Consider the following 24,354-nt stretch of genomic DNA (forward strand, 5'->3'; position numbering starts at 1 on the left):
TAGCCCCCGGCAATATTTCGGCTGCGGAGATCAGTGCGCCGCTTCGTTCCAGTCGCGACCGCGACCCACCTGCACGTCGAGCGGCACCGTCAGGTCGGCCGCGTCGCCCATGCGAGCGCGGACGATCCGCTCTGCGGCATCCCACTCGCCCGGGGCCACCTCGACCACGAGTTCGTCGTGGATCTGCAGGAGAACGCGCGAACCGAGTTTCTCCGAACGGAGGTCGTCGTGGATGTTCAGGATCGCGATCTTCATGATGTCGGCCGCGCTGCCCTGAATGGGCGCGTTCAGCGCGGCACGCTCGGCGTTCTCACGCAGCACCCGGTTGGGGCTCGCGAGATCCGGGAACGGCCGGCGGCGTCCGAAGATGGTCTCGGTGTACCCGACCTCCTTGGCGCGCATCACAGAGGCCCGGAGATAGTCGCGGACGGCGCCGAAGCGGGCGAAGTACTCGACCATCAGCTGCTTCGCCTCGGACTGCTCGATGCGCAGCTGCTTGGAGAGACCGAACGCCGAGAGACCGTACACGAGGCCGTACGACATGGCTTTCACCTTGGTGCGCATGGCGGAGGTGACTTCGCTCGGCTCGACGCCGAACACCCGCGCGCCGACGAAACGGTGCAGGTCTTCGCCACTGTTGAACGCCTCGATGAGTCCTTCGTCGCCCGAGAGATGCGCCATGATGCGCATCTCGATCTGCGAGTAGTCGGCCGTCAGAAGCGCCTCGTATCCGTCGCCGACCTGGAAGGCGCTGCGGATGCGGCGGGACTCCTCCGTGCGCACGGGGATGTTCTGCAGGTTCGGGTCGGTGCTGGAGAGACGCCCGGTCTGGCTTCCGGTCTGCACGTAGGTGGTGTGCACTCGGTGGTCTTCGCCGATGGCGGTGTCGAGCGATTCGATGATCTGGCGGAGCTTCGTCGCCTCCCGGTGCTGCAGAAGAAGGCGCAGGAACGGGTGAGGATGGGTGTCCTGCAGGTCGGCCAGCACGGCGGCATCCGTCGAGTACCCGGTCTTCGTCTTGCGCGTCTTCGGCAGCTGGAGATCCTCGAAGAGCACTTCCTGCAGTTGCTTCGGTGAGCCCAGATTGAACTCGCGGCCGACGACGGTGAAGGCTTCCTGTGCCAGCCCGTCGGCGCGAATGGCGAGCTCACCGGAGAAGGTGGAGAGCACCTCGTGAGAGACGGCCACGCCGGCGAACTCCATGTCGGCGAGCGTCGTGAGCGTCGGCAGCTCGATGTCGACGAGAACCTTCGCGACCGACTCGGGGATGTCTTCACGCAGCGCCTCCGCCACGCGCAGCGCGAACCAGGCTTCCTGCGACGGCGTCGCGCCTTCGGTCTCGGGAACGAGCTGGGTCGGATCGGCCTCAGGGAGCTTCTCGCCGAGGTAGCGCTCGACGAGGTCTGCGAGCGTCTTGTCGGGGAAGCTCGGACGGAGCATCCACCCGGCGAGGCTCGTGTCGTACGCGAGCCCGCCGAGGCGCACGCCCTGGCGCAGGAGCGCCTTGAGCTGAGGCTTCGCGTCGTGGAAGACCTTGGGACTGCCCGACTCGAGCCAGCCACTCAGTTCCTCGGCCGCTTCATCGGTCCAACCGGTCTCTCGCAGCTGATCGGTGGTCGAGGCGCCGATCCGGACCGGTTTTCCGCCCTGAAGCGCGATGCGGACGGCGACGTCGCTCTCTTGTGCGGAGGCCCAGGCGGCGAACTCGGTGGGCGTCACCTCGGATGGCACAGGCAGAACAACCACGGAGGCGGGGTCGTCGGCGACTTCGCCTGCACCGACGGCCTCGAACACGCGGGGAAGCAGCGTGCGGAACTCGAGACGGGCGAAGATGTCGCGCACCGCCTGCGGATCGATCGGCGCCACGGCGAGGTCGCCCGGTGTGACAGGCAGCTCGACATCGCGCAGCAGGCGGTTGAGCTTGCGATTGCGGCGGACGTCTTCGATGTGGTCGCGAAGATTGCCGCCGACCACGCCCTTGATCTCGCCGGCCCGGTCGAGCAGCTCGTCAAGGGTGCCGAACTGCGTGAGCCACTTGACCGCGGTCTTCTCCCCCACCTTCGGCACCCCGGGAAGGTTGTCACTGGTCTCGCCCACCAGAGCCGCGATGTCGGGATACTGCTCGGGGCGCACCCCGTAGCGCTCCTGCACGGTGGCGGGGTCGTAGCGTTTCAGCTGGGAGACGCCCTGCACCGAGGGGTACAGAAGCGTGACGTCGTCGTCGACGAGCTGGATGCTGTCGCGGTCTCCCGACACGACCAGCACGTCATAGCCCTGCTCTGCACCTTGCGTCGAAAGCGTCGCGAGGATGTCGTCGGCCTCGATGCCCTCCTTGGTGAGCACCGGGATCGACATCGCCGCAAGGCAGTCCTGGAGGAGCGGGATCTGGCCGCGGAACTCCTGCGGGGTCTCGGACCTGGTGGCCTTGTACTCGGGGTACTCGTCGGTACGGAAGGAGTGTCGCGAGGTGTCGAACGCGATCGCCATGTGCGTCGGGCGCTCGGCCTTGATCAGGTTCACCAACATCGACAGGAAGCCATAAATGGCGTTCGTGTGCTGGTTGTCCTTCGTCGTGAAATTCTCGACCGGAAGGGCGAAGAAGGCACGATAGGCGAGCGAATGGCCGTCGACGACCATGAGGGTAGGCTTTGCGGAGTCCGTCACCCTGTCAGCCTAACGAGGACGACAGACACCCGCTGAGGAGGATCATGACCGACGTCGCCACGACCGAAGGACTCGAGTGGGCGACAGCCCGCGGAATGGGCGCCCTCGCCGAGAAGATGGGCATGAAGTTCGTCGAGTTCAGCATCGATCGCTGCGTCGCGACCATGCCCGTCGAGGGGAACACGCAACCGGTCGGACTCATGCATGGTGGGGCCTACGTCGTGCTCGGCGAGTCGCTGGGGTCGATGGCTGCCAACCTGCACGCGGGCGCCGGACGCCTTGCCGTCGGGGTCGACATCAACGCCACGCACACGCGCTCCGCCACGTCCGGTGTCGTCACCGGCGTCTGCACGCCCGTTCATCTCGGGCGGAGCATCACGGTGCACGAGATCGTCGTGTCCGATGATCAGGGTCGCCGGTGCTCCACCATCCGCATCACCAACATGATCAAGCCCGCTCCGGCGCAGAGCTGAGCGTCATTCCAGCAGGCGCTGGAAGAGCAGGTGGTCCTGCCACTCCCCCGCGACGCGGAGGTATCTCGGCGCATGGCCGATCCGCTCGAACCCGTTGGCGGTGAGCACCGCCTGAGAGCCGGTGTTGTGGATCAGCGTCGCCGCCTGCAGACGATGCAGTTTCAGCTGTCCGGGCGTACTGGTGCTGCGCCCTGCGACGGCATCCGCAACGCACTGCTGCGCGTTCTGCTCCTGCCATTCGTCGGCGAAGAACGTCTCGTCACGTGAGGGTTCCCACGGCGCGAGATGCTCACGGTTCGCACGATACGCACGCGCCAGCGCCGCGCCGTCGCCGACCCGAACCGCGCGCAGAGTGTGTTCGGCGTCGAGCCGAACGTGAGATTTCGACGAGCTCAATCTGAGCCCTCCGGGCTCACTTCTTGGGTGCGAGCTGCTCGATGATGGCCTTGGCGACGTCCTGCATCGTCAGGCGGCGGTCCATCGAAGCCTTCTGGATCCAGCGGAAAGCCTCGGGCTCGCTCAGGCCCATCTTCTCGTTGAGCAAGCCCTTGGCGCGATCGACGAGCTTCCGGGTCTCGAAGCGCTCGACCATGTCGGCGACCTCGGCCTCCAGGGTGATGATCTGCTCGTGACGGGCGAGAGCGATCTCGATCGCCGGAAGGAGGTCGTTCGGCGTGAACGGCTTGACGACGTACGCCAGCGCGCCGGCTTCGCTCGCCCGCTCGACGAGCTCTTTCTGGCTGAACGCCGTGAGGAGGACGACCGGCGCGATGTTGCCCTTGTGCAGCTTCTCGGCGGCGCTGATGCCGTCGAGCTGGGGCATCTTGACGTCCATGATCACCAGGTCCGGGCGCAGCTCGGTGGCAAGCGCGACCGCGGTCTCACCGTCACCGGCCTCACCGACGACATCGAAGCCGTTGTCGCGAAGGATCTCGACGATGTCGAGACGGATCAGCGATTCGTCTTCGGCGACGACGACGCGTCGGGGTGCGGATGCCGTGGGCTGCTCAGCCAGTTCTTCCTCTGTCACACGACCATCCTACTCGGAAGCCCCCGCCTCCCGACCGTAGGCGCACGCCCCGGCGCTTCGAGCGGCTCGTCCTGCGCTAAAGTCGAAGGCGCAACACACGAGCCGGCGTGGCGGAATGGCAGACGCGGAGCACTCAAAATGCTTTGTCCGAAAGGGCGTGTGGGTTCGAGTCCCACCGCCGGCACCGAACGAGATGTATGACGTCTCAGTAGTCGAAGGCGAGCCAGGGGCCGTCCAACGGCGGCGGCTCCAGCTCGTGGCGTTCGAGCTCCTCGGCGGAACGCTCGATCACCTCGAACCGCACGGGTACGCCCGGGGCGACCAGCAGGGAGATGGTGCCATGGCCCACCGTGCGGAACTCGACGAAGTCGGACCCCTCGCGCATCGCCGCGACGATCGCCGCCTTGGTCTTGTCGACGTCCTGCTCCGCGTCGAGCAGGAAGGTCTGCCCGTCGAACCTGACCTTGTTGACCTTCATCGTCGCTCCCCTACGCCGCGTGCCCCGAACAGGATCGCCGTTTCCGCCTAGGCGACCCAGAGCTCGGGATATGCTCCGACGCTACATGCGCCTGGATTGAAAAGCGCTGTTTCGTGAGATTCACAGGGCTCCCATATCGTTCGACGACGGGGCCCGCATCGCCTCGGAGGCCCGCGAGCACAGGGCCGGGGCCGAAGGAAAGGACAGAAGCGGGCGCCGAGGGCGGCCAGTCTTCCTAGTCCGGTGCGGATGCCGGGGCGTGTTCTCCCCCGGCACCGGCTCCGTGCTCCGCGAGCACGGCGAGTTCCGCGAGCACCCGCGGGTGGGCGAGGATCCGGAAGTGCCCGCCGGTCTCCAGTCGAACGTTCTTCGCCCCCGCCAATTCGCTGCCCTCCGGGATGTGCGGGTCGAAGCTCGCATAGATCGACACGATGCGCTCATTCACGGACAGCTGACGCGCAAGGCTCACGATCGACGGGTGTTCCGGTGAGAAGGCCCGAAGAGTACCCACGGGGATCATCCGCGCGTAGCGTGATCCGCCGAACGGGGTCGCCACCGCGAGCATCGAACGCACTCGCGCTGCGGCATGCCCCGTCATGGCGAGCTTGCCGGCGAGACCGCCTTTGCTGTGGGCGACCAAGATCACGTCCGTCAGATCGTTCGCTTCCAGGTACTCCGCGACCCGCTCGGCCATCTCGGCGACGGGCCGGCGATTGCGGCGGAGGGTGTCGACGACGTGCACGGGGTGGCCCCGGTCGTGCAGCGCCGTGATGAGCGGCTGCATGAATTTCCAGGTCTCATACACGCCGGGGAGAACGACGATGTGCGCCGCTTCGCCACCCCCGAACGAGCGCGAGTCCGTGCGATCGAACGTGGCGCGCACTTGCCAGTACCCGGCATAGATGTAGTCCGCCATCCACCACGCCGCGGTCTTCAGAGGATTGATGACGCGCTCCTCGACTCCGCGCCGGCCGCGCGCACTGCCGCGGCATCCGGCCACGCCGCCTGCGTGTGGAAGAGAATGGCCGAAGCGACGGCACGGGGCGCCGACTGCTGCGCCACGTGATGCTGCCCCGGAATCTCCACCAGACGTGAGACCGGAGCCGCGTCCCGCAGTCGGCGGCACCATGCACGCCCGGCGACCGGGTCGTCTTCCCCGCGCATGACGAGCAGGGGCATCGTCAGCTCGCGCACTCGATGCTCCGTCGGATAAGCGATCATGTGGCGCACCTGACGCAAGTACCAGGGGATGCCGCAGCGCAGGTAGTCGGTGAAGACGATCAGATTGATCTGAGGCGTCTCGCCGAGAGTGTCGACAGCGAGGGCGCGCGCCTGCGCCCATACGGTCCGGTGCCGCTCGTCGACGACCGGACCGATCGCCACGACCGCCGCGACGAGTTCTGGCCGATGAGCTGCCGCCTCCACCACCCACTGCGCGCCCATCGAATGCCCGACCAGGACGATGCGATCTTCGCCGAGTGTCGCGATGACATCCGCAAGCGCCCGTCCCATCCGCGGCACGTCGACATCGCTCTGCGGCTTGGGCAGGCCGGCGAAGCCGGGAAGATCGATGGAGATGACCCGGGTGGATGCCGCAAGCACGTCACGCAGGCGCGACAGATACCGGTGCGACATCCCGATGCCGTGGACCAGCACCACCGTGGGGCCTACTGAACGGGGCGGCCGCGCACTGTCGATCACGCGGAACGCCAGGTCTGCGACGTCGACGCGGCGCTGCTGTGATGCCATGAGCCGAAACTACCCGACGACTTCCGACACCAGCAGCGGGTTGACGCGGCGCGTCGGGGCGTGCACTTTCCTGACGGAGGGGCGCACAGGCACCGGTCACGAAGAAGGGCGAGGCCTGAGCCCCGCCCTCCTTTCGTCGACCTTCAGGTCAGACAGTCGCTTCCTTGTAGATGGGAGCTGCGCCGTTGACGGCATCCCCGACCTTGTGGACGCGGATGTCGTTCGTGGAACCCACGATTCCGGGAGGGGAGCCGGAGATCACCACGACCTTGTCGCCTTCGACGGCGAGTCCGTTGCTCAGCAGATAGTCATCGACCTGCAGATACATGAGGTCGGTGTGCTGCACCATGTCGACCAGGGTCGAGCGGATGCCCCACGTCAGCGCCATGCGACGGCGGATGTCCGGCTCCGGGGTGAATGCGAGCATCGGGATGCGCGAACGCAACCGGGAGAGGCGGCGTGCGGAGTCACCCGACTGGGTGAAGACGCAGAGGAATTTGGCCTCGACGAACTCGGCGACCTCGAGCGCCGCGAGCGTGATGGCACCACCCTGGGTGCGCGGCTTGGTGGTCAGCGGCGCGATGCGCTCCAGGCCGTGCTCCTCAGTGGACTCGATGATGCGGGCCATCGTCTCGACCACACCGACCGGGTAGTCGCCCACGCTGGTCTCGCCGGAGAGCATGACCGCGTCGGCGCCGTCGAGGACGGCGTTGGCGACGTCGGAGGTCTCGGCGCGCGTCGGCACCGGGCTGTTGATCATCGACTCGAGCATCTGCGTGGCGACGATCACCGGCTTGGCGTTGCGACGAGCGATCTCGACCGCGCGCTTCTGCACGATCGGGACGGCCTCGAGCGGAAGCTCCACACCCAGGTCACCGCGGGCGACCATGATGGCGTCGAACGCATCGACGATCTCCTCGAGAGCGTCGACAGCCTGAGGCTTCTCGACCTTGGCGATGACGGGGACGCGGACGCCCTCCTCCGCCATGATCTCGTGCACGCGCGTCACATCGGACGCGTTGCGTACGAAGGACAGCGCGATCAGGTCGGCGCCGATGCGCAGACCCCAGCGGAGGTCGTCTTCGTCCTTCTCGCTCAGAGCGGGAACGTTGACCGCCACGCCCGGGAGGTTGATGCCCTTGTTGTTGGAGACGGCTCCGGCGACGATGACGCGCGTCGTGACGGTGACGCCGTCGGTCTCGACGACCTGCACGCGCACCTTGCCGTCGTCGATGAGGAGGAAGTCACCGGCCTTGACGTCGTTCGGCAGCCCCTTGAAGGTCGTGCCGCAGATGTCCTTGTTGCCGATGATGTCCTCGGTGGTGATCTTGAAGATGTCGCCGACCGCGAGCTCGTAGGGCCCGGCTTCGAACTTGCCGAGACGGATCTTCGGTCCCTGCAGGTCGACCAGGATGGCGACGGCGCGACCCGCGTCGTCAGCCGCACGCCGGACGTTGGCGTAGTTGTTCTCGTGCACGGAGTAGTCGCCGTGGCTGAGGTTCAGTCGAGCGACATCCACTCCCGCGTCGATCAGTGCGCGCACCGTCTCATAGGTGGAAGTGGCGGGGCCCAGGGTGGCGACGATTTTCGCGCGTCTCAACAGATTCTCCAGGGTAGAAAGTTGGGGGAAGATAAATCAGGCGACGGTGCCGCCGCTCAGCCTACGCGGGCTGAAGGCCGATCGCGACATCGTGCGGGCGCACCGGCTCGGGCAGCACGGTGGTACCCATCAGGAATCGATCGACGTTCGCAGCCGCGGCGCGTCCTTCGGCGATCGCCCACACGATGAGCGACTGCCCACGACCGGCGTCACCGGCGACGAACACGCCGGGGACGGTCGACTCGTAGGAGGAATCGCGCTGGAAGGCTCCGCGGTCGGTGACCTGCGGGAGGGTGTCCTCGGTGTAGCCGTCCTGCTCGGGGCCGGTGAAGCCCATCGCGATGAGCACGAGGTCTGCGGGGATCTCTCGCTCGGTGCCGCTCTTGGGGACGCGGCGACCGTCGATGTACTCGGTCTCGGCGACGCGCAGGGCGCGCACCTCGCCCACATCGTTCGACAGGAACTCCACGGTGGAGGCGAGGAACATCCGCTCGCCGCCTTCCTCGTGTGCGGAAGCGATCTCGAACAGGGTGGGCATCATCGGCCAGGGCTGGTGCTCGGGCCGCTCGGCGGCCGGCTGCTTGCCGATGGCGAGGTTGGTGACGCTCAGCGCGCCCTGACGGTGGGCGGTGCCGATGCAGTCCGCTCCGGTGTCGCCACCGCCGATGACGATGACGTGCTTGCCTTCGGCGGTGATCTGATCGGTCACCTTGTCGCCGGCGACCGCGTGGTTCGACTCGACGAGGTATTCCATCGCGAAGTGCACGCCGTCGAGGTCGCGACCCGGGATCGGAAGGTCGCGCGGCACGGTGGACCCCGTGGCGACGACGACCGCGTCGTAACGCGCTCGCAGGTCGGCCCACGAGATGTCCTTGCCGATCTCGACACCCGCGCGGAAGCGCGTGCCCTCTTCCTGCATCTGGCGAAGGCGCGCCTCGAGCTTGCTCTTCTCCATCTTGAAGTCCGGGATGCCGTACCGCAGCAGCCCGCCGATCCGGTCATCGCGCTCGAACACGGCCACGGTGTGGCCGGCTCGTGTCAGTTGCTGAGCCGCCGCCAGTCCGGCAGGACCGGAGCCGACGACGGCGACCGTCTTGCCGGTCAGGCGCTCCGGCGGTTCCGGCTCGACCCAGCCGTTGGCGAACGCCTCGTCGATGATCGAGACCTCGACCTGCTTGATCGTGACCGCCGGCTGGTTGATGCCGAGCACGCAGGAGCTCTCGCACGGCGCAGGGCACAGCCGTCCGGTGAACTCCGGGAAGTTGTTCGTGGCGTGGAGCCGCTCGATCGCTGCGCGGCCCTCGCCGCGCCAGGTCAGGTCGTTCCATTCCGGGATGAGGTTGCCCAGCGGGCAGCCGGAATGGCAGAACGGAACGCCGCAGTCCATGCAGCGACCGGCCTGACGGCGCAGGACCGCCTTGTCGCCGGGCTCATAGACCTCTTTCCAGTCCATGATGCGCACGGGTACCGGGCGACGAGCGGGAAGCTCCCGCTCGGTCACTTTCAAGAAGCCTTTGGGATCAGCCACCGGTCACCTCCAGGATGCGGTTCCAGACGATGTCGCCGTCGGGGTCGATCCCCTCGGCCAGTGCCTCCTCGCGCATCGTCCGCACGGCGGCGAAATCACGAGGCAGTACCTTCACGAACTCGGTCGCGGTCTCTTCGAAGCGCTCGAGAAGCGCGGATGCGCGTGGGGACGCCGTGCGCTCCACGTGTTCCAGGAGCAGATCGCGCAGCAGCTCGAGGTCGGCCCGATCGAGCGGAGAGAGCAACAGCTCCCCGCTGCCGAGAGACTGCGCGTTCACCTTGCCGGTGTCGAGTGCGTGCACGTAAGCCACGCCGCCTGACATACCCGCACCGAAGTTGCGTCCGGTGGATCCGAGGATCACGGCGAGGCCGCCCGTCATGTACTCGAGCGCGTGGTCGCCCACGCCTTCCACGATGGCGGTGGCGCCGGAGTTCCGGACGAGGAATCGCTCCCCCACCACACCCGAGATGAACATGGTGCCCGACGTCGCACCGTATCCGATGACGTTGCCCGCGATGACGTTCTCGTGGGGCGCGATGGTCGAGCTGCGCGGAGGACGGATCGTGATGTCTCCACCGGACAGTCCCTTGCCCACGTAGTCGTTCGCGTCACCCTCCAGGCGGAGGACGATCCCCGACGGCAGGAAGGCGCCGAGGGATTGCCCCGCGGTGCCGTGCAGGGTCACGTCGATGGTGCCCTTCGGGAGTCCCGCAGCGCCGTATCGAGAAGTGACCTGGTGACCGAGCATCGTGCCCACCGCACGCTCGGTGTTCGCGATGGGCAACTCGGCCACGACAGGCTCACCGTTCAGCAGCGCGTCCTTGGCGATGTCGATCAGCTGCACATCGAAGTGCTTCTCGAGTTCGTGGTCCTGCGAGCGGGCGTTTCGGCGCGGTTCGCCCGCGGGGAAGGCCGGTCCCTCCAGCACCGGGCTCAGGTCGAGCCCATCCGCCTTCCAGTGCTGAATCGCGGCATTCGCCTCGATGAGGTCCGCGCGCCCGACGATCTCGTCGATAGACCGGTAGCCGAGTTCCGACAGGATCTCCCGCACCTCTTCGGCGATGAACTCCATGAAGTTCACGACGAACTCCGGCTTGCCCGTGAAGCGTTCACGGAGCGCAGGGTTCTGGGTCGCGACGCCCACCGGGCACGTGTCCAGGTGGCAGACGCGCATCATGATGCATCCGCTGACCACGAGCGGAGCCGTCGCGAAGCCGAACTCCTCTGCACCGAGCAGCGCACCGATCACGACGTCGCGGCCGGTCTTCAATTGTCCGTCGACCTGCACCACGACGCGGTCCCGCATGCCGTTGAGCATGAGGGTCTGCTGGGTCTCGGCGAGACCGAGTTCCCACGGCGTGCCCGCATGCTTGAGCGAGTTCATCGGGCTCGCGCCGGTCCCGCCATCATGGCCGGAGACCAGGATGACATCGCTGAGCGCCTTGGCGACTCCGGCGGACACGGCGCCGATACCGGACTGGCTCACCAGCTTGGTGTGGATGCGCGCCTCGGGGTTGGCCCTCTTCAGGTCGAAGATGAGCTGCTTGAGGTCTTCGATCGAATAGATGTCGTGGTGCGGCGGCGGCGAGATCAGCCCGACGCCTGCCGTGGCGTGACGCGTGCGTGCGACCCACGGGTAGACCTTCGTCGGCGGGAGCTGCCCGCCTTCGCCGGGCTTCGCTCCTTGCGCGAGCTTGATCTGGATGTCGTCGGCCTCGGTGAGGTAGAGGCTGGTGACACCGAATCGACCGGAGGCGACCTGCTTGATCGCACTGCGCCTCTCGGGGTCGACGAGACGATCGGGATCTTCGCCGCCCTCGCCGGTGTTCGACTTCGCACCGATGCGGTTCATCGCGATCGCGAGCGTCTCGTGCGCCTCGCGGGAGATCGATCCGTAACTCATCGCTCCGGTGGAGAAACGCTTCACGATGGACGAGACCGGTTCGACTTCGTCGAGAGGAACCGGCCTGCGCGTGCCGGTGCGCAACGTGAAGAGCCCACGAAGAGTCTTCAGCTCGGCCGCCTGGTCGTCGACCATCTTCGTGTACTCGCGGAAGATGTCGTAACGCCGCGTCCGGGTGGCGTGCTGCAGCTTGAAGACCGTCTCCGGATTGAACAGGTGCGGCGAACCGTCGCGACGCCACTGGTACTCGCCACCGGTCCAGAGACGCTCATGCGCCCGCGCAGCGGCATCCTCCGGGTAGGCGTAGTCGTGACGCGCCTGGTTCTCCGCGAAGACCTCGGTGATCCCGATCCCGCCGAGCTTGGACTCGGTGCGCGTGAAGTAGGCGTCGATGAACTCCTGGCTGAGCCCGACGGCCTCGAACACCTGGGCTCCGGCGTACGACGACACCGTGGAGATGCCCATCTTCGACATGATCTTGAGCACGCCCTTGCCGAGCGCGTAGATGAGGTTGCGCACTGCCTTCTCGGGCGTGATGCCGGTGATGTATCCCGTGCGCACCAGGTGCTCGACGGTTTCCATCGCCAGGTACGGGTTGATCGCCGAAGCGCCGTAACCGATCAGCGTGGCGACGTGATGCACCTCGCGGACGTCGCCCGCCTCGACGATGAGACCGACTTTCATCCGGTTCTCACGGCGGATGAGGTGGTGATGGATCGCGGACACCATGAGAAGCGAAGGGATCGGTGTCAGGTCCTTGTTGGAATCCCGATCCGACAGGATGATGAACTCGGCGCCGTTCGCGATCGCCTCATCGACCTCGGCGCACATCTCGGTGAGCCGGTCCTGCAGCGAGTCAGGACCGGAATCGAAGTGATAGAGGCCGCGGACGGTGACGCTCGACCGGTCCGGCAGTGCCTTGTCGATGTGCCGGATCTTCGCGAGCTCGTCGTTGTCGATGACGGGGAAGTCCAGAGAGACCGTCCGCGTGTGCTCGGGTCCCCAGGACAGCAGGTTGCTCTCGGGGCCGAGTCCGAGCTTGAGACTCGTCACGACCTCTTCGCGAATCGAGTCGAGCGGCGGGTTCGTCACCTGCGCGAACTGCTGCGTGAAGTAATCGAAAAGCAGGCGCGGTCGCTTGCTGAGCACGGCGATGGGCGTGTCCGAGCCCATGGCGCCGAGAGGTTCGACTCCCGTCTGGCCCATGGGGGTCAACAGGATGCGCACCTCTTCTTCGGTGTAACCGAACGTGCGCTGGCGGCGAGTGATCGACGCCGGCGGGTGCACGATGTGCTCACGCTCGGGAAGGTCGGCGAGTCGAACGGCACCGGCATCCAGCCACTCCTGCCACGGGTGCATGGTGGCGAGGTCGTGCTTGATCTCGTGATCTTCCACGATGCGGCGCTGCGCGGTGTCGACGAGGAACATCTTGCCTGGCTGGAGCCGTCCGCGACGCTTGATGCGCTCGGGCTCGAACTGGAGCACGCCGGTCTCGGATCCGATGACGACGAGCCCGTCGGTGGTCTCGGTCCAGCGCCCGGGGCGGAGCCCGTTGCGGTCGAGCGTGGCGCCGACGAGCGTGCCGTCGGTGAAGATGAGAGCGGCGGGTCCGTCCCACGGCTCCATCTGGTTGGAGTGGTACTCGTAGAACGAACGCAGTTCCGGCGTGATGTCGGCCTGCTTCTCGTACGCTTCGGGAACCATCATCATGATGGCGTGCGGGAGGCTGCGGCCGGTGAGGGTCAGCAGCTCCAGCACCTCGTCGAACGATGCCGAGTCGCTCGCGCCGTCGGTGCAGATGGGAAGAAGAGGCTTGACGTCCCCCAACAGCTCGGACTCGAGCTGCGACTGCCTCGCCCGCATCCAGTTGCGGTTGCCGCCGACCGTGTTGATCTCGCCGTTGTGGGCCAGCATGCGCAGAGGCTGCGCGAGCGGCCAGGACGGGAAGGTGTTCGTGGAGTAGCGCGAGTGCACCACGGCCAGCTCGGAAGCGAACCGCTCGTCCTGCAGGTCGGGGTAGAACGGCTCCAGCTGCAGTGTCGTCACCATGCCCTTGTAGCCGAGGGTGCGGCTGGAGAGCGTGACGAAGTAGGCGCCGAGCTCGTGCCCCGCGCGCTTGCGGAGCCGGTACGCGACTCGATCGAGGGCGATACCCGTCAGGGGAGCATCCGCGAAGGATGTGCCCCCGGCGCTCACGAAAAGCTGTTCGAAGGCCGGCCGCGCCTCATCGGCGAGCTTTCCGAGGTTGTCGTTGGCCGTGGGCACCTCGCGCCAGCCGAGGACGCGCAGACCCTCATCGCGTGCGATCTTCTCGATCCCCGCCTTCTGCTGGCGACGCTGACTCGAGTCGCGCGGCAGGAAGGCCAGGCCGGCGGCGTACTCTCCCACCGGTGGCAGTTCGAAGCCCACAACCGCGCGCAGGAACGCGTCCGGCATCTGCGTGAGAATGCCCGCGCCGTCACCCGTACCCGCGTCGGAGCCGATCGCCCCGCGGTGTTCGAGGTTGCGCAGCGCCTGAAGTGCGAGCGCGATGATGTCGTGCCCTGCCTCGCCGCGAAGCGTCGCCACCATGGCGAGCCCGCACGCGTCCTTCTCGAACGCCGGGTTGTACATGCCCTGCTTGGCCGGGAAGTTGTTCCCGACGTGTGCGCGGAGGTCGCTTGATGCCATGCGGTACCGTCCTCAGATCTTCATATGACCCGGGGACGCCATTGGCCGGGCGGATGCGTTGGGTTCCTCGCGGAGACGGACGCTATCGAGAGCTGTCCGTGTCCGTGGGAGCGATGCTTGTGGCGCTGGCTCCTGCGGTGACTTCTTCGGCGGGAGGCTCACTCACGTCCACGAAATCGGAGGGATTGTTCTGCGATTCTACATCAGCGTTCTCGTCGCTTCGTCCGCGGCCCGGCTGGTACGGCGAGGGCTCGAGTCCGGGGTGGCGGCGCGTCTGCACGATGAGGATGGCGATGCCGACGACGATGCCGATGATCGAGGCCCAGACGTTGCTGCGCAGGCCGAGGATGATCTCGCTGGGGTCGATGCGGATCGATTCCCAGACGACGCGGCCGGCGCTGTACCAGATCAGGTAGATGGCGAAGAGACGGCCCCACTGGAAGAAGAGCTTCCGACTCAGCCAGAGAAGCACGATGACGCCGAGAGCGTTCCAGATGACTTCGTACAGGAAAGTCGGGTGGAACAGCGTCCCCTCGGGAAGCCCCGGAGGGAAGGCCGAGTTCGTCGATTCGATCTCCAGCCCCCACGGGAGATCTGTGGGGAGGCCGAACAGTTCGTGGTTGAACCAGTTGCCGAAGCGACCCATCGCCTGCGCGAGCAGCAGACCGGGGGCGAGGGCGTCCGCGAAGGTCCAGAAGCGGATGCCGGTCCAGCGGCATCCGAGGTAGGCGCCGATCGCTCCTCCGATGAGCGCACCGAAGATGGCGATGCCGCCTTCCCAGATCGCCCAGACCGAACCCGGCTCGAAGGGGTTCCAGGTGTTCTTGCCCTCGCCGAAGTAGAAGTTCGGGTGGGTGAGCACGTGGAAGATGCGCGCGCCGATGATGGCGAGCGGGACGGCCAGGATCGAGATGTCGATCACGACCCACGGCTCCGCACCGCGCTTGGTCAACCGGTGGTTGGTCAGCAGCGCGGCGGCGATGATGCCGGCGATGATGCAGAGCGCGTAGAAGTGGATCCGGATCGGGCCCAGATCGATGAAGGACACCGGAGGGCTCGGGATGCTGGCGAGCACGCCGTTGAAGGTGCTGTGGAGCGCGAGGGACATGAGTGCGATTCTAGTTCTCGTGATCGGGGCGCACCGACGACGTGCCGGCTGCCAGGGTTCGGGTGACGTCGGCGAGAGCGGGAATGCCGCCATCGCGGAGAGCACGGACCAGCGCGGTGCCGACGATGGCGCCGTCGGCGTACTCGGAGACACCGGCGACCTGTTCGGCCGTGGATATCCCGATGCCGACGCACGCGCGCGTCGCGCCGTGCTCGCGCAGGCGGGCCACGAGCGTGCGTGCTGCACGGTCGAGCTCTGCGCGCTCCCCCGTTATGCCCATGGTCGAAACCGTGTACACGAACCCGGTGGAGGCCTTGACGACGAGGTCGAGGCGTTCGTCCGTCGACGTGGGGGCTGCGAGGAACACCCGGTCGAGACCGGTGCGATCGCTGGCGGCGATCCACTCCCCTGCGACATCGGGGGTGATGTCCGGGGTGATGAGTCCTGCTCCACCCGCGGCGAGCAAGTCGTCGGCGTAGCGGTCGACTCCGTACTGCAGCACCGGGTTCCAGTAGGTCATGACCAGGACCGGCACGTCGGTGGCAGCCGTGATCGCCCGCACCGCAGTGAACAGGTCGGCCATGCGGAAGCCTGCCGCGAGGGCTTTCGTCGTGGCCTCCTGGATGATCGCGCCGTCCATCACCGGGTCGCTGTAGGGCGGGCCGAGCTCGATGATGTCGGCGCCGTTCTCAGCCAGGGCGATTGCCGCCTGAATGCTGGTGTCGAGGTCAGGGAAGCCGACCGGCAGGTATCCGATGAAGGCGCTGCGGCCGGCATCGTGGGCGAGGGCGATGGCTTCTTCGATGCGGCTCACAGCTGCGGCTCCCCGGTCGAGATCAGGTCCTCGACTTCGCTCTCCTCGGTCACATCATGCGCGAGGGCGGCAGCGTCGTACAGCTCGAAGTAGCGTGCCGCCGTGTCCATGTCCTTGTCGCCGCGACCCGACAGGCAGACGGCCACGATCGCGTCCGGTCCGAGCTCGCGACCCAGACGCAGCGCACCCGCGAGGGCGTGCGCCGATTCGATCGCCGGGATGATGCCCTCCGTGCGGCTCAGCAGACGCAGGGCCTGCATCGCCTCGTCGTCGGTCGCGGGAATGTACTCGGCGCGACCGATGTCGGCCAGCCACGAGTGCTCCGGGCCCACCCCGGGGTAGTCGAGGCCCGCAGAGATCGAATGCGACTCGGTCGTCTGACCGTCTTCGTCCTGAAGAACGTAGGTGCGTGCGCCGTGCAGGACGCCTGGACGGCCGCGTTCGATCGATGCGGCATGCCGCGCGGTATCGACACCGTCGCCGGCGGCTTCCACGCCGTAGAGACGAACCTGCTCGTCATCGAGGAACGCGTCGAACATGCCGATCGCGTTCGACCCGCCCCCGACGCAGGCGAAAACCGCATCGGGAAGCCTGCCGACCTCGTCGAGGAGCTGTGCTCGCGCCTCTTCGCCGATGATCTTCTGGAAATCACGGACCATCGCGGGGAAAGGGTGAGGCCCTGCCGCGGTGCCGAAGATGTAGTTGGTCGTCTCGACCGACGCGACCCAGTCGCGGTAGGCGTCGTTGATCGCGTCCTTGAGAGTGCGCGAACCGGAGGTGACCGCGACGACCTCGGCGCCCAGCAGCCGCATCCGGGCGACGTTGAGCGCCTGCCGTTCCGTGTCGACCTCGCCCATGTAGATGGTGCAGTCGAGGCCGAAGAGCGCAGCGGCAGTCGCTGTGGCGACGCCGTGCTGACCGGCACCCGTCTCGGCGATGACGCGCGTCTTGCCGAGGCGCTTCGTGAGCAGGGCCTGGCCCAGCACGTTGTTGATCTTGTGGGAGCCGGTGTGGTTGAGGTCTTCACGCTTCAGGAAGATCCGCGGGCCACCGGCGTGCTCGGCGAATCGGGGCACCTCGGTGATCGCCGACGGCCGCCCCGCGTATGAGCTGAGCAGCCGAGCGAGTTCGGCACGGAACTCCGGGTCCGCGACGGCGGACTCATACGCCGCCGTCAGCTCGTCGATCGCCGCGATGAGGGACTCGGGCATGTAACGCCCGCCGAAGTCGCCGAAATAGGGTCCGTGCTGTTCGCGCAGACTCATGATGCCTCCAGGAAGCTCTTCAGGGTGGCGACGGGGTCGCCGGTGACGAGCGCCTCGCCGATCAGCACGACATCGGCTCCCGCGGCTCGGTAGTGGACCACGTCGGCGGGAGTGAGGACGGCGGACTCCGCGATCTTCACCGCGGTGGCGGGAATCCGATCGACCAGCCGACCGAAGAGGTCGCGGTCGAGCTCGAGGGTGGTGAGATCACGGGCATTGACACCGATCAGAGGCGCTCCGAGGTCGATCGCGACCTCGAGCTCGTCTGCGGAGTGCGTCTCGACGAGCGGCGTCATACCCAACTCGGAGATGAATCCGAACAGGTCGAGGAGCACGTCCTGTTCGAGGCCGGCGACGATCAGCAGCACCAGATCGGCGCCCGCCGCGCGCGCCTCGAGGACTTGATATCGGGTCGCGATGAAGTCCTTGCGAAGCACCGGCAGCGAGACCCGGGCCGTGACGGCTTCGAGATCGGCGAGGCTGCCGCCGAAGCGACGTTCCTCGGTGAGAACGCTGATCGCAGACGCTCCGCCGGTCTCGTAGAGCGACGCCTGATGGGCGGGGTCGGGAATCTCGGCCAGGGTGCCGCGGGAGGGACTGGCGCGCTTCACCTCGGCGATGATCTTGACCCGGTCGGCGGGAGCGAGGAACGACAGGGCGTTCTTGGCTGCCGGACGATCCAGGGCTTCCCGCTCCACGACCGCGAGCGGGCGTGACTGTGAACGACGCTCGGCGTCTGCGACTGCGCCGGCCGTCAGGTCGGCGAGGACCACTAGTGGGCCTTCGGCGAGTACTTGGGGCCCTTCACGCCGTAACCGGCCTTCGACATCGCCCAGCCCACAAGCGCTCCGATCGGGATGAGGACGGCCGAGATCGCGACGAGCACGGGCATCTCGAAGCAGTAGAACACCGTGCCGGCGGCGAAGCCGACGAGCATGATCACGACGGCGGTCCAGGCCGCAGGCGAGTGTCCGTGGCCGGGGTCAGCGATCGAGTTGGTCATGTTCTCCTCCGGGGGACGACGTGCGGGGCGGGATCAAGTCTATCGGGGTCACCGTGTCGGATCGGTTCCGCGGGACAGGTCGTCCCACGAATCCACGGCATCCACAGGCCCGTCCTGCGCCGGGGCCGCGGTGTTCTCGGTGCGGTAGCGGCGTCCACCCGACTTCCAACGCCGCCACGTGAGCAGGACGAGCACGGATGCTGCGAGCAGAATCACCCACCCGACGAGGGCGATCACGGGCCACGGGGAGGGCGCGATCGACAGGACGACGTCTCCGAGAGCTCCGCCGCCCGCAAGCCCCGTCGCCTCGGTGACGGCTGGTGCGACTGCCTCGAGGGGCGAGGTCGTCAGAAGCTGGAGCGTCGACCAGCCGAGGAACACCGAGGTGGCTCCTGCGAGCACGGCGAAGATCACGCGAAACGCACGCCCGGCGATCGACAGCGCGGCCCCGAGGGCGAGCACCGCGAGGCTGAGCGGCGCCAGGAGGACGAGAGCAGAAGCCCCCGGCACCAGGATCGCCTCGCCGGCATCCGCTCGCTCGACCGTCAGCCAGGTCTGCGTCGACGAGATGATTCCGATCGCGCCGGCGAGGAGGAAACCCGAGACCGAAAGGGAGCGGCCCCGCTGGGCGAGACTCACGGTTGCCCCACGCCGTCGACGGCGTGAAGATCGTGGGAGTCGAAGCAGGTGCGGGTTCCGGTGTGACACGCCGGCCCGGTCTGCTCCACCAGGAGGAGGATGGCATCACCGTCGCAGTCGAGACGCACTTCGCGGACCACCTGGATGTTGCCGGACGTGTCGCCCTTGCGCCAGTACTCCTGACGCGACCGCGACCAGTACGTCGCACGCCCGGAGGTGAGGGTGCGTCGGAGCGCCTCCGCGTCGACCCAGGCGAGCATGAGCAATTCGTGGGTGTCCCACTGCTGCACGATCACGGGCGCCAGCCCGTCCGCATTGAAGACGACCTGCGCGACGCGATCGTCCACGGAGAGTTCGTCGTCTCGCTCCGGACCGGTCATCGGACGAGCACTCCTTCCGCGCGAAGCGCATCCTTGACATCGCCGACGGTCAGCGCGCCGGTGTGGAAGACGCTCGCGGCGAGCACGGCATCCGCTCCGGCCTTGATCGCGGGAGCGAAGTGCGAGACATCGCCGGCACCGCCCGAGGCGATGACCGGGACCGACGCCACTTCCCGCATCAAACCCACCAGTTCGAGGTCGAACCCGTCGCGTGTGCCATCGGCGTCGATCGAGTTGACCAGCAGTTCACCCGCTCCGCGTTCTGCGGCCTCGCGCGCCCAGTCGAGCGCGTCGAGGGTCGTCTGCGTCCGTCCGCCATGGGTGGTGACGACGAAGCCCGACGCGGTGGTCTCTGCCCGCTTCACGTCGAGCGAGAGGACGAGCACCTGCGCGCCGAAGCGGTCAGCGATCTCACCGACGAGGTCGGGACGGGCGATCGCGGCAGAGTTGACGCCGACCTTGTCGGCGCCGACCGCGAGCAGCCGAGCGACATCGTCGACGCTGCGCACTCCTCCGCCGACGGTGAGCGGCACGAAGACCTGCTCGGCGGTGCGCTGCACGACGTCGTAGGTCGTCGCACGGGCATCCACCGTCGCCGTCACATCGAGGAACGTGATCTCGTCTGCGCCCTGTGCCGCATAGTGTCTGGCGAGTTCGACGGGATCACCCATGTCACGGAGGTTCTCGAAGTTGACACCCTTCACGACGCGACCGTTCGCGACGTCCAGGCAGGGGATGACGCGGCTGGCGAGAGTCATCAGAGTCTCGCGTTGTGGATGGCGGTGACGAGGATGGCACGCGCGCCGAGGGCATACAGCTCGTCCATCACCGGGTTCACGCGGCTGCGCGCCACCATGACGCGCACGGCCACCCACTCGGGGTCACGCAGCGGGGACACGGTCGGCGACTCGACACCGCCCGCGATCTTCACCGCGTCGTCGAGAAGCGCGACGGGCAGGTCGTAGTCGATCATCACGAACCGTCGGGCCACCATCACCCCGCGGAGCCGACGCAGCAGGGTCTCTGACCCTTCAGCGTCCGCCGGACCTGCGATCAGAACAGCCTCGGACTCAAGGATCACCGGACCGAACACATCGAGTCCTGCCTGACGCAGCGTGGTACCGGTCTCGACGACGTCGGCGACCGCGTCGGCGACGCCCAACCGAACGGCGGATTCGACGGCACCGTCCAACGGCACCAGGTCCACCGCGATGCCGCGCTCGTCGAGAAACGCGTCGACCAATCCGGGATAGGAGGTGGCGATGCGAAGTCCGTCGAGCTCGGAGACGTCGGTGTAGCGACCGGACGGCGCGGCGAACCGGAAAGTCGAGCCGGCGAAGCCGAGCGCCTCGATCTCGCGGGCGCCGGGCATCCGTGCGTCGAGGAGGAGGTCGCGACCGGTGATGCCGACGTCGATGGCGCCGGAGCCGACGTAGGTCGCGATGTCCTTCGGGCGAAGGAAGAAGAACTCGACGTCGTTGTCGGCGTCGACGATGTGAAGCGTCTTCGGGTCACGGCGACCGGCGTAGCCGGCCTCCGCGAGCATGTCGGCAGCGGTCTCGGAGAGCGAGCCCTTGTTGGGAACAGCAATGCGCAGCATGGATGGCTTTCAGTTCGATGGGGACGGAACGGAGCGCATCACAGATGTCGGTAGACGTCCTGCAGGCTGAGGCCCTTCGCGAGCATCATCACCTGCAGGTGGTACAGCAACTGCGAGATCTCTTCCGCCGCAGCGGCATCCGACTCGTACTCGGATGCCATCCAGACCTCGGCGGCCTCCTCGACGATCTTCTTGCCGATCGTATGCACGCCACCGTCGAGCTCCGCGATCGTCCGCGAGCCCTCGGGTCGGGTCTCCGCTTTTTCACTGAGCTCGGCGAACAGCTCGTCGAAAGTCTTCACCCTTCCAGGCTAGCGGCTCGCGCACGGTCCCTGAGCCGGGTGACGGCGGCCTCGATGTCATCGGCGCCGTACACGGCGGATCCTGCGACGAACGTGTCGGCTCCGGCTGCCGCAGCCTGCTCGATGGTGCTGTCGGAGATGCCTCCGTCGACCTGGAGCCAGACCTGCGACCCGCGACGGCGCACCTCGTCGGCGAGTGCGCGCAGCTTCGGCATCGTCTCGGGCATGAAGCCCTGTCCGCCGAAACCTGGTTCAACGGTCATCACGAGGATCTGATCGAACTCCTCCAGCACTTGATAGAGACCGTCGACGGGTGTGTCCGGCTTGACGGCCACACCCGCTCGCGCACCGATGTCGCGGATCCGCCGGGCGAGTGCGATCGGATCGGCGGCGGCCTCGAGATGGAACGTGACGCTGGCGGCTCCCAGCTCGGCATACCCGGGCGCCCACTGATCAGGGTCGGTGATCATGAGATGAACGTCGAGCGGAATCGGGCTGGTGGCCTGGATCCGCTCGACCATCTGCGGTCCGAACGTCAGGTTCGGGACGAAGTGATTGTCCATCACGTCGACGTGTGCGAAATCGGCTGAGGCGATCCGGGCGAGATCGGCCTGCATGTTCACGAAGTCGGCGGCGAGGATGCTGGGGTTGATGCGCGGGGCGCGAGGCATTTCCACGGTCTCAGTCTTCCCGCTCCGCGGTGCTCGCGATAGCCGTGCGTCGGAGCAGGGTGAGGAACATCGCATCCGTGCCGTGTCGATGGGGCCAGAGCTGAACACTTCCGCCGTCCGCACGGCCCTCGTCGGCCAGGTCGATGGGTGACTGTGCGAGATTCCTGACCACAGCGCGCGCGTCGAGCTCTTCGATGTCGGAGCGGGACCGCAGCACTTCCTGGACCACGCCGACTGTTTCGGCGAGGTGCGGGGAGCACGTCGCATACGCCACGATGCCCCCGGGCGCGAGAGCGTCCAACGCGGCGCTGAGCAGACCTTCCTGCAGCGGCACGAGCTCTGCGACGTCGGCCGGCGACTTGCGCCACCGTGCCTCCGGGCGGCGGCGGAGTGCGCCGAGGCCCGTACATGGTGCATCGACGAGGATGCGATCGAACTGCCCGGCATGGGTGCCGCCGAAATCCCGTCCGTCCTGTTCGTGCACAGGGACGTCGCCAGGAACGGCGCGCAGAGCGTTGCGCACGAGGCGGGCTCGCGTGGGCACGATCTCATTGGCCTCGAGCAGTGCACCGCGCTGGAGGGCGACCGCTGCCAGCAGCGCTGTCTTGCCACCGGGGCCGGCGCAGAGGTCGAGCCACCTCTCCCCCGCACGGACCGGGGCGGCGTCTGCCAATGCCAGCGCCACGAGCTGGGAGCCTTCGTCCTGCACACGCACCGCACCTCCGGAGGCCGCCACGGAGCGCCGCGGGTCTCCACCCGGTGAGGCGAACGCGGTCGCCGCGAAAGGACGCCGCGGGTCGGCCGGCTCGGCGAGGCCCGGCAGGGCGACGAGCGTGACCTCCGGAGAAGCGTTGTCGGCTTCGAGGAGCTCTTCGAGCTCGTCGACACGGCCTTCGGCGGCGAGAGCGCGCCGCAGAGCCCGGATCACCCAGACCGGATGCGCCGACCGCAGCGCGAGCCGCTCGTCGTCGGATCGTGCAGTCTGCTCGATCTTCTCCTGCCACTGCTCGGGAGTGTCCCGGGCGACTCGACGAAGCACCGCGTTGGTGAAACTGGCCGCGCCCCGGCCGGCGACGGTCGCGACGAGATTCACGGATTCATTCACCGCCGCATGCGGTGCGACCCGGGTCGCCAGCAGCTGATGGACAGCCAGCCTGAGGGCGTCGAGGACGGCAGGATCGATGCCGTCGATCCCCCGCTCGGCTGCAGAGACGATGATCGCGTCGTACATCCCTCGTCGGCGCAGGGTGCCGTACGTGAGCTCGGTGGCCAGCGCGGCATCCTGCGGCGTGAGACCCGCATCGGCGATCGCCGTCGGCAGGAGAAGGTTCGCGTAGGCGTCGGAATCCGACACCGCGCGGAGCACGTCGTAGGCGACCCGCCGTGCCGGCTGCACGATCCGCGTCTGGCCGCCGCTGCCCGAACCTCTTTGCCGGCCGCTACCGCCCTGGTGACCCGCGCGTCGCGCGTCGGGTGCGCCGTCGCGCGGCTCTCGCCGCTGTCGCGACGGTCGTCGCTGTCCGGAATCGCTCATGATCCTGCCCTCAGCCCTTCTGTGTCGCGCTGTCCGCGCCACCAGTCGACCGCGCTCATCGCACCTTTGCCGGCCGGCTGGACGCGGGTCACCGACAGCGGCGCTGAGGCCGTGCCGATCAGGAGTGCGGATCTCGTGCTCTCCATCTCACCGGGCTCCAAGACGACATCGGTCGTCCCGCCAGAGGCAGGTGAGGGTGACGCTTCGAGGATCTTCACTCGTTGACCCGCGACCGTGGTGTGCGCGCCAGGCTCAGGAGTGACTCCGCGGAAGCGCGCGAAGACGGCATCGAGGGGCAGGGACCAGTCGAGCAGCCCGTCGGCGAGCGAGAGCTTGGGAGCGAAGGTCGCCTGCCCCTGCTGCGGCACGGCCCGGGCTGACCCGTCGGCGATCGCCGCGACCACGTCTGCGGTCAGCTCCGCACCGTCCAGAGCGAGCGCGTCGAGGGCCTCTGCCGCTGTCGCGTCGGCCCGGACATCGATGGTCCGCGCAGCGAACACGTCGCCCGCGTCGAGCTCGGCGACGAGCTGGAACACACTGGCGCCCAACTCTCGGTCTCCCGCGATCAGCGCACGCTGGACAGGCGCTGCGCCACGCCAAGCCGGCAGCAGCGAGAAGTGCAGATTGATCCAGCCGGCATCCGGTGCGGACAGCAGAGGCTCGCGCACAAGACCGCCGTACGCGACGATGACCCCCAGTTGCGGGTGCAACGCCGTGATCTGCGCTGTCGTCTCGTCATCCAGCCGCGCCGCCTTGATCACGGGGAGCCCGAGTTCGTCGGCGGCCTGAGCGACAGCAGACGGTGTCAGCACCCGTTTGCGTCCGAGCGGTGCGTCCGGGCGCGTGACGACGGCGGCGATGTCGTGCAGCGTCGCGAGACGTCGCAGGGTGGGCACAGCGGCAGCGGGTGTGCCGGCGAAGACGAGGCGCATGAAGGTTCTCC

The 24,354-nt window shown here is 67.4% G+C and carries 23 protein-coding genes and 1 tRNA gene; 2 read left to right on the top strand and 22 right to left on the bottom strand.

Annotated elements, in window-relative coordinates:
- Positions 1–30: 30 nt before the first annotated feature.
- The gene (polA, locus tag D7252_RS14630) at positions 31–2,664 is read right to left on the bottom strand and encodes a DNA polymerase I (RefSeq protein ID WP_183055310.1); all 2,634 of its coding nucleotides are present in this window, start codon (positions 2,662–2,664) and stop codon (positions 31–33) included.
- 44 nt (positions 2,665–2,708) lie between these two features.
- On the opposite strand from polA, the gene D7252_RS14635 reads away from it, so the two are divergent.
- Entirely contained in the window at positions 2,709–3,137 is a 429-nt protein-coding gene (locus D7252_RS14635) for a hotdog fold thioesterase (RefSeq protein ID WP_120776048.1), read from the top strand.
- A gap of 3 nt (positions 3,138–3,140) precedes the next feature.
- On the opposite strand, the gene D7252_RS14640 is transcribed toward D7252_RS14635, so the two are convergent.
- Positions 3,141–3,533: a hypothetical protein gene (locus D7252_RS14640; protein ID WP_251050736.1), complete on the bottom strand. Its 393-nt coding sequence runs from the start codon at positions 3,531–3,533 to the stop codon at positions 3,141–3,143.
- Positions 3,534–3,549: 16 nt separating this feature from the next.
- On the bottom strand, positions 3,550–4,152 hold the full coding sequence (locus tag D7252_RS14645; RefSeq protein ID WP_141873184.1) for an ANTAR domain-containing response regulator: 603 nt from the start codon (positions 4,150–4,152) through the stop codon (positions 3,550–3,552).
- A gap of 116 nt (positions 4,153–4,268) precedes the next feature.
- Here D7252_RS14645 and D7252_RS14650 point away from each other — a divergent pair.
- Positions 4,269–4,351, top strand: a tRNA-Leu gene (locus D7252_RS14650).
- Positions 4,352–4,372: 21 nt separating this feature from the next.
- Here D7252_RS14650 and D7252_RS14655 read toward each other — a convergent pair.
- The 19 genes from D7252_RS14655 to fmt all read right to left on the bottom strand — a co-directional run bounded on the left by D7252_RS14655 (position 4,373) and on the right by fmt (position 24,343).
- Positions 4,373–4,645, bottom strand: coding sequence for a hypothetical protein (locus D7252_RS14655; RefSeq protein WP_120776050.1), 273 nt, complete (start codon positions 4,643–4,645; stop codon positions 4,373–4,375).
- Between the two features lie 235 nt (positions 4,646–4,880).
- Positions 4,881–5,561, bottom strand: a complete 681-nt coding sequence (locus D7252_RS14660) for a triacylglycerol lipase (RefSeq protein WP_120776999.1) — start codon at positions 5,559–5,561, stop codon at positions 4,881–4,883.
- Between the two features lie 17 nt (positions 5,562–5,578).
- Positions 5,579–6,394: an alpha/beta fold hydrolase gene (locus D7252_RS14665; protein WP_120776051.1), complete on the bottom strand. Its 816-nt coding sequence runs from the start codon at positions 6,392–6,394 to the stop codon at positions 5,579–5,581.
- 148 nt (positions 6,395–6,542) lie between these two features.
- Positions 6,543–7,994 (bottom strand): pyruvate kinase, encoded by a 1,452-nt coding sequence (gene pyk / locus D7252_RS14670; protein ID WP_120776052.1) that lies wholly within the window; start codon positions 7,992–7,994, stop codon positions 6,543–6,545.
- Between the two features lie 61 nt (positions 7,995–8,055).
- Positions 8,056–9,522: a glutamate synthase subunit beta gene (locus D7252_RS14675; RefSeq protein ID WP_120776053.1), complete on the bottom strand. Its 1,467-nt coding sequence runs from the start codon at positions 9,520–9,522 to the stop codon at positions 8,056–8,058.
- Complete coding sequence (gene gltB, locus D7252_RS14680; RefSeq protein WP_120776054.1) at positions 9,515–14,095, bottom strand: glutamate synthase large subunit; 4,581 nt, start codon at positions 14,093–14,095, stop codon at positions 9,515–9,517. The genes D7252_RS14675 and gltB overlap by 8 nt, the downstream gene beginning before the upstream one ends.
- An 82-nt stretch (positions 14,096–14,177) precedes the next feature.
- On the bottom strand, positions 14,178–15,203 hold the full coding sequence (gene lgt, locus D7252_RS14685; protein WP_120776055.1) for a prolipoprotein diacylglyceryl transferase: 1,026 nt from the start codon (positions 15,201–15,203) through the stop codon (positions 14,178–14,180).
- A 10-nt stretch (positions 15,204–15,213) separates the two neighbouring features.
- Entirely contained in the window at positions 15,214–16,017 is an 804-nt protein-coding gene (gene trpA, locus D7252_RS14690; protein ID WP_120776056.1) for a tryptophan synthase subunit alpha, read from the bottom strand.
- Entirely contained in the window at positions 16,014–17,282 is a 1,269-nt protein-coding gene (gene trpB, locus D7252_RS14695; RefSeq protein ID WP_120776057.1) for a tryptophan synthase subunit beta, read from the bottom strand. Before trpB ends, trpA begins: the two co-directional genes overlap by 4 nt.
- Positions 17,279–18,055, bottom strand: coding sequence for an indole-3-glycerol phosphate synthase TrpC (trpC, locus tag D7252_RS14700; RefSeq protein ID WP_120776058.1), 777 nt, complete (start codon positions 18,053–18,055; stop codon positions 17,279–17,281). Before trpC ends, trpB begins: the two co-directional genes overlap by 4 nt.
- Entirely contained in the window at positions 18,055–18,285 is a 231-nt protein-coding gene (locus D7252_RS14705; RefSeq protein ID WP_120776059.1) for an HGxxPAAW family protein, read from the bottom strand. The genes trpC and D7252_RS14705 overlap by 1 nt, the downstream gene beginning before the upstream one ends.
- A 48-nt stretch (positions 18,286–18,333) precedes the next feature.
- Positions 18,334–18,924, bottom strand: a complete 591-nt coding sequence (locus D7252_RS14710) for a Trp biosynthesis-associated membrane protein (RefSeq protein ID WP_120776060.1) — start codon at positions 18,922–18,924, stop codon at positions 18,334–18,336.
- On the bottom strand, positions 18,921–19,304 hold the full coding sequence (gene hisI, locus D7252_RS14715) for a phosphoribosyl-AMP cyclohydrolase (RefSeq protein WP_120776061.1): 384 nt from the start codon (positions 19,302–19,304) through the stop codon (positions 18,921–18,923). The genes D7252_RS14710 and hisI overlap by 4 nt, the downstream gene beginning before the upstream one ends.
- Entirely contained in the window at positions 19,301–20,062 is a 762-nt protein-coding gene (gene hisF / locus D7252_RS14720) for an imidazole glycerol phosphate synthase subunit HisF (protein WP_120776062.1), read from the bottom strand. The genes hisI and hisF overlap by 4 nt, the downstream gene beginning before the upstream one ends.
- Complete coding sequence (hisG, locus tag D7252_RS14725; RefSeq protein WP_120776063.1) at positions 20,062–20,904, bottom strand: ATP phosphoribosyltransferase; 843 nt, start codon at positions 20,902–20,904, stop codon at positions 20,062–20,064. The genes hisF and hisG overlap by 1 nt, the downstream gene beginning before the upstream one ends.
- 38 nt (positions 20,905–20,942) lie before the next feature.
- Positions 20,943–21,206, bottom strand: a complete 264-nt coding sequence (locus tag D7252_RS14730) for a phosphoribosyl-ATP diphosphatase (protein ID WP_120776064.1) — start codon at positions 21,204–21,206, stop codon at positions 20,943–20,945.
- Positions 21,203–21,877, bottom strand: coding sequence for a ribulose-phosphate 3-epimerase (rpe, locus tag D7252_RS14735; RefSeq protein ID WP_120776065.1), 675 nt, complete (start codon positions 21,875–21,877; stop codon positions 21,203–21,205). The genes D7252_RS14730 and rpe overlap by 4 nt, the downstream gene beginning before the upstream one ends.
- Before the next feature lie 10 nt (positions 21,878–21,887).
- The gene (locus tag D7252_RS14740) at positions 21,888–23,411 is read right to left on the bottom strand and encodes an RsmB/NOP family class I SAM-dependent RNA methyltransferase (RefSeq protein WP_120776066.1); all 1,524 of its coding nucleotides are present in this window, start codon (positions 23,409–23,411) and stop codon (positions 21,888–21,890) included.
- Entirely contained in the window at positions 23,408–24,343 is a 936-nt protein-coding gene (gene fmt, locus D7252_RS14745; protein WP_120776067.1) for a methionyl-tRNA formyltransferase, read from the bottom strand. The genes D7252_RS14740 and fmt overlap by 4 nt, the downstream gene beginning before the upstream one ends.
- Positions 24,344–24,354 lie beyond the last annotated feature (11 nt).

Origin of the sequence: Microbacterium sp. CGR2 (assembly GCF_003626735.1) — a bacterium.
Classification (GTDB): Bacteria; Actinomycetota; Actinomycetes; order Actinomycetales; family Microbacteriaceae; genus Microbacterium.

Excerpts from the sequence above, each read along its gene's own strand:
- lgt (WP_120776055.1), bottom strand. The coding sequence starts at position 15,203 with ATGTCCCTCGCGCTCCACAGCACCTTCAACGGCGTGCTCGCCAGCATC.
- hisI (WP_120776061.1), bottom strand. The coding sequence starts at position 19,304 with ATGACCGGTCCGGAGCGAGACGACGAACTCTCCGTGGACGATCGCGTC.
- fmt (WP_120776067.1), bottom strand. The coding sequence starts at position 24,343 with ATGCGCCTCGTCTTCGCCGGCACACCCGCTGCCGCTGTGCCCACCCTG.
- trpB (WP_120776057.1), bottom strand. The coding sequence starts at position 17,282 with ATGAGTCTGCGCGAACAGCACGGACCCTATTTCGGCGACTTCGGCGGG.
- D7252_RS14705 (WP_120776059.1), bottom strand. The coding sequence starts at position 18,285 with ATGACCAACTCGATCGCTGACCCCGGCCACGGACACTCGCCTGCGGCC.
- D7252_RS14635 (WP_120776048.1), top strand. The coding sequence starts at position 2,709 with ATGACCGACGTCGCCACGACCGAAGGACTCGAGTGGGCGACAGCCCGC.
- gltB (WP_120776054.1), bottom strand. The coding sequence starts at position 14,095 with ATGGCATCAAGCGACCTCCGCGCACACGTCGGGAACAACTTCCCGGCC.
- hisG (WP_120776063.1), bottom strand. The coding sequence starts at position 20,904 with ATGCTGCGCATTGCTGTTCCCAACAAGGGCTCGCTCTCCGAGACCGCT.
- D7252_RS14655 (WP_120776050.1), bottom strand. The coding sequence starts at position 4,645 with ATGAAGGTCAACAAGGTCAGGTTCGACGGGCAGACCTTCCTGCTCGAC.
- D7252_RS14665 (WP_120776051.1), bottom strand. The coding sequence starts at position 6,394 with ATGGCATCACAGCAGCGCCGCGTCGACGTCGCAGACCTGGCGTTCCGC.
- D7252_RS14740 (WP_120776066.1), bottom strand. The coding sequence starts at position 23,411 with ATGAGCGATTCCGGACAGCGACGACCGTCGCGACAGCGGCGAGAGCCG.
- hisF (WP_120776062.1), bottom strand. The coding sequence starts at position 20,062 with ATGACTCTCGCCAGCCGCGTCATCCCCTGCCTGGACGTCGCGAACGGT.
- D7252_RS14660 (WP_120776999.1), bottom strand. The coding sequence starts at position 5,561 with ATGGCGGACTACATCTATGCCGGGTACTGGCAAGTGCGCGCCACGTTC.
- rpe (WP_120776065.1), bottom strand. The coding sequence starts at position 21,877 with ATGCCTCGCGCCCCGCGCATCAACCCCAGCATCCTCGCCGCCGACTTC.